Here is a 4,871-nt window from a genome sequence, read left to right on the forward strand (position 1 = left end):
CGGGTGCGGGCCGCCGACCTCGGGTCCCTCGTCCCAGTCGAGCCCGAGCCAGCGCATCGAGTCGAGCAGCTGCTCGTAGGACTCCTCGGAGTCGCGGGCCGCGTCGGTGTCCTCGATGCGGAAGACCAGGGTGCCCTGGTGGTGCCGGGCGAACGCCCAGTTGAACAGGGCGGTGCGGACCAGGCCCACGTGGGGGTTGCCGGTCGGGGAGGGACAGAAACGGACGCGGACAGGTGCGTTAACCACGCTTGATCACCTTGTTGGTGAGAGTGCCGATGCCTTCGATGGTGACGGCGACCTCGTCGCCGACGTGCAGGGGTCCGACGCCTGCGGGGGTCCCGGTGAGGATCACGTCGCCCGGGAGCAGGGTCATGGCCTGCGTGATGTGGACGACCAGGTCCTCGACCGAGCGGACCATGTCGCTCGTACGGCCCAGCTGGCGCTGCTCGCCGTTGACCGTGGCCTGGACCGCCAGGTTGCCGGGGTCGACTTCGGTCTCCACCCAGGGGCCGAGCGGGCAGGAGGTGTCGAAGCCCTTCGCGCGGGCCCACTGCGACTCGCGCCGCTGGACGTCGCGGGCGGTGACGTCGTTGGCGCAGGTGTAGCCGAAGACGACGTCCTTGACCCGCTCACGCGGGACCTCGCGGCACATGCGGCCGATCACCACGGCCAGTTCGGCCTCGTGGTGGAGCTCCTCGGAGAAGGAGGGGTACTCGATGGCGTCGCCCGAGCCGATCACGGAGGTGGTGGGCTTGAAGAAGGTGATCGGGGCGTCGGGGACCTCGCCGCCCATCTCCGCTGCGTGCTCCGCGTAGTTGCGCCCGACGGCCACCACCTTGTTGGGGAGCACGGGGGGCAGCAGCCGCACCTTCTTCAGCGGGACCTTGGTCCCGGAGAGCTCGAAGTCGGTGTACGGGATGCCCTTGATGATGTCGAGGACGAGGTCACCGGAGTCGATGGCCCCTTCGCCCTCGACCGCGCCGAAGGCGACATTGCCGTCGATGGAGAACCTGGCGATGCGCACGGGATGCTGTCGCCCCTCACTTGCTGGCTGGCTGAAGACTGACGCTCCAGGCTAACGCCCCCGCCGATGAACCGGCGGCACGGCGGGTGCCTGCTTCACGGCGGGTGCCTGCTTCAGGACGGTGCGGCGCGGGCCGGCCGTGCGCTCCGGCAGGTCGAGGGCCCGCTCCCGCCGCCTGGGCGGCTGGAGGGCCCCGGCGTCCTCCAGGTGTGCCGGCGTGCTGCGCCGGGGATGGGCCAGGGTGCGGGAGGTGGTCGTGCTCATGTGCCGCGTGGGCGGCCCGTGTGGGCCCTTCGTCTCTCGGGTACCGCCGCGCGGGGGCGCCGTGCGGCGGATCCGCTATCCCTGCAAAGCGTCAGGTTAAACATCCGATTCCCCATGGAAATCGCCATGAGACGACGATCATGATGTGAGTTTGCTCACGAACTTGCTGACAAACCACCCATTCCGGACCATCGACCACGCTTCGCGAAACGGACAATGCGTGCGTGAATCCCGCATTCCGCTCCCGATCAGGTGGTCTGGGACACGCGCCACCTCTCGCGGACCCGCCCTTTTGGGGCTGGTTTGACCACGAAAGCTCTGCACGGCTTGTTACGCATCCATCACACGGCGTCATCCAGGTCACAGCCCGGTACGCGGGCCTTGTTGGAGATCCGCCACTGTGCTGGAATTCCCGCACCGCCGCGGGTTTCAGGGCCCAGCGCGCAGGGGCGCAACGCAGCGCCGAGTGGCGGCGGGAGGGGGAAGTACGCCGGTCACTCACGACCACCATGGGGCGCGTCCAGCGCCCCACGACGCCGACACCGTCCCGCCGCTCCGCGCGGGGGGACGCCTGGTCCAGAGGTTGCGACGCTAGTGCAGGGACGTTTCAAGAGGGATGGCATGGGGTCGCCCCAGCCCCGCCAGGGCCGAGGGGAAGCTCCGGCGGATCAGGAGCCGCGCGGCGGGAACGACCGCGCCTCCTCGGCCCAGCACGCCCAGAAGCCCGGTCCGTCCGGCGAGGGCGAGCGCGCGCAACGCCCGGGAACGACGTCGGGCGACGGCGCGGAGACGACCCCGCCCCTCGACCCCGCGGACCCCCCGAGCACCGGTTCACGCATCGCTCTGCGTAACTGGAGGATCAGCACGCGTCTGGTCTCCCTGCTCACCCTGCCCGTGGTCGCGGCGACCTCGCTGGGCGGTCTGCGGATCAACGAGTCCATGAACGACATGGACCAGTTGAAGCACATGCAGCTGCTCACCGAGATGACCAAGCAGGCGACGCTGCTGGCCAACGCGCTCCAGAACGAACGCGACCAGTCGGCCGGCCCGCTGGCGAACGGCGGGAAGGCGACCGACTACAAGGTCACCGAGCCCCGCAAGCGCACCGACCGGGCCAAGGCCACCTTCCTCGACGCCACCGACAAGATCGGCAACACCCCGGGCGACGAGTCGCTGGACAGCATCCACGCGAGCGTCAGCCAGATCAGCAACCAACTGGGCGACCTCACCAGCATCCGCAAGGACGCCTACGCCGCGGACGCGCCCAGCCTCAACACCGTGGACCGCTACAGCCAGCTGATCTCCTCCCTGCTGAGCCTCTCGCAGGACATGGCCCAGGCCACCAGCAGCCCGGACATGATCAAGCGGACCCGTGCCCTGGCGGCGTTCTCCTCCGCCAAGGAGTACGCCTCGGTGCAGCGCGCCGTCATCGCCGCGGCCCTGCCCGCCCGTGACAACTCCAAGGGCGAGCTGGACGAGAACGACCAGGCGTTCGGCCGTAACGCGCTCGTCAAGGAAGCCCAGTCCAAGCAGACCTTCGAGACGACCTACGCGAGCACGGGGAACAACCCCACCGAGCTGATGGCGTCCCTGGAGAACGGCAACCCCGAGATCACCGCGGCCGACATGTACGCGAAGAAGGTGCTCGACAGCCCGCTGGGCATGGAGGGCAGCAAGACCTCGCGCACGTACATGGACTGGTACGACCAGAGCTCCAACAAGATCCAGGCCATGAAGACCATCGAGGAGACCCTCCTCAGCGAGATGGAGACCAAGGCCCGGGAGCTCCGCGAGAGTTCGCAGCGTGAGGCCATCCTCAACGGTGCGATGATCCTCATCGTCCTCGGTGTGTCGCTGGTCGGCGCCTTCGTGGTGGCGCGGTCCATGATCCGCTCGCTGCGACGGCTCCAGGACACCGCGACCCGGGTCGCCCAGGACCGGCTGCCCGAGCTCGTCAAGCAGCTCTCCGAGTCCGACCCGCAGGACGTCGACACCTCCGTCGAGTCCGTCGGTGTGCACTCCCGGGACGAGATCGGCCAGGTGGCCGCGGCCTTCGACGACGTGCACCGCGAGGCGGTCCGCCTCGCCGCCGAGCAGGCCCTGCTGCGGGGCAACGTCAACGCGATGTTCACCAACCTCTCGCGCCGTTCCCAGGGCCTCATCCAGCGTCAGCTCTCGCTCATCTCCGAACTGGAGTCCCGCGAGGCCGACCCGGACCAGCTGTCCTCGCTCTTCAAGCTCGACCACCTCGCGACCCGTATGCGCCGTAACGGCGAGAACCTCCTCGTCCTCGCGGGCGAGGAGCCGGGCCGCCGGTGGACCCGCCCCGTACCGCTGGTCGACGTGCTCCGCGCCGCCGCCTCCGAGGTGGAGCAGTACGAGCGCATCGAACTGGCCGCGGTGCCCGCCACCGAGGTGGCCGGACGCGTCGTCAACGACCTCGTGCACCTCCTCGCCGAGCTGCTGGAGAACGCCACCTCGTTCTCCTCGCCGCAGACGAAGGTCCGGGTCACCGGTCACGCGCTGCCCGACGGCCGGGTGCTCGTGGAGATCCACGACACCGGCATCGGCCTCTCCCCCGAGGACCTGGCGGCGATCAACGAGCGGCTGGCCTCCCCGCCCACGGTGGACGTCTCCGTCTCCCGCCGCATGGGTCTGTTCGTGGTCGGCCGGCTCTCCCTGCGCCACGGCATCCGCATCCAGCTGCGGCCCTCCGACTCGGGTGGTACGACCGCGCTGGTCATGCTGCCCATGGAGGTCGCGCACGGCGGCAAGCAGCCGCCGTCCAAGCAGGGGCCGGGCCAGCAGCCCGGCGGTGCTCCGGGCGGACTGCTCGGTGGCGGCGGCGCGGGCGGCAACGGCCAGCGCGCCGGTCTCGGCGGCGCCCCGGGGGGCGCCCGCCAAGGGGCTGGCGGCCGGTGCCCAGCGCGGCGAGGTCGGCGCGGGTACGCCGCGGGCGGCGCTGCCCTCACGGGACGGCGGACCGCGTCAGCCGCAGCAGGGACCCGGTCAGCAGGGCCCCGGCGTTCCGGGCCAGGGCCGGCACGACGCGCCGCGTCAGGGCGGCGGGCTCTCCGGTGCCTTCGGCGGCGGTGCGCGCGGTCAGCAGGACCCGTCGGCGGGTGCCGACTCGGGCCGGCCGAACCTGTTCGGTCACTCGGGTCCGGGCCAGGCCGGCCGGCAGGGCCGGAGCGGCCCGCCCGCCCGGCAGGCCCCCCAGCCGCAGCAGGCCGGGCACGGTCAGAACGACCAGGGCGGCGGCTACCAGCAGCCGGGCGACCAGGGCGGTTTCCAGCGTCCCGGCAACCCGGGCGGCTACCAGCAGCCCGGCGGCCAGGGCGGCTACCAGCAGGCCGGCGATCCGGCCCGCGGGCTTCCGCCGGCGGGCGGTCCCCGGGCCGAGCTGCCCGGCGGCAACCCGCAGCCCCAGCGCCCGCAGGGCACCAGTTGGGGCTCGGAGGAGCAGGGCGGCCCCCGGCGTACCCCGCTGGACGCGCCGCGCGGTCACGAGGAGCCCGACTCCGCCCGGACGCACCCGGGCGGTCCCGGTTCCGACCAGCCCTTCGGCGGGCCCGGCCGGCGG

At 71.6% G+C, this 4,871-nt stretch carries 3 protein-coding genes and 1 pseudogene; 1 reads left to right on the forward strand and 3 read right to left on the reverse strand.

All coding sequences use genetic code 11. The features are described from left to right. The 3 genes from IH13_RS0135755 to IH13_RS0135765 all read right to left on the reverse strand — a co-directional run. The coding region (locus tag IH13_RS0135755; protein WP_234433512.1) for a glutamate--tRNA ligase family protein at positions 1-246 on the reverse strand (246 nt) is incomplete at its 3' end. Then, positions 239-1,024 (reverse strand): fumarylacetoacetate hydrolase family protein, encoded by a 786-nt coding sequence (locus IH13_RS0135760; RefSeq protein WP_031091260.1) that lies wholly within the window; start codon positions 1,022-1,024, stop codon positions 239-241. The genes IH13_RS0135760 and IH13_RS0135755, both read right to left, overlap by 8 nt. A 51-nt stretch (positions 1,025-1,075) precedes the next feature. Then, positions 1,076-1,288: a hypothetical protein gene (locus IH13_RS0135765; protein WP_031091261.1), complete on the reverse strand. Its 213-nt coding sequence runs from the start codon at positions 1,286-1,288 to the stop codon at positions 1,076-1,078. A gap of 594 nt (positions 1,289-1,882) precedes the next feature. Here IH13_RS0135765 and IH13_RS39410 point away from each other — a divergent pair. Next, a pseudogene (locus tag IH13_RS39410) lies at positions 1,883-4,871 on the forward strand (nitrate- and nitrite sensing domain-containing protein); the annotation flags it as partial.

Origin of the sequence: Streptomyces sp. NRRL WC-3549 (genome assembly GCF_000721935.1) — a bacterium.
Taxonomy (GTDB): domain Bacteria; phylum Actinomycetota; class Actinomycetes; order Streptomycetales; family Streptomycetaceae; genus Streptomyces.

What these genes read in the sequence shown, in the direction of transcription:
- IH13_RS0135765 (WP_031091261.1), bottom strand. Translation starts at nt 1,288, where the DNA reads ATGAGCACGACCACCTCCCGCACCCTGGCCCATCCCCGGCGCAGCACG.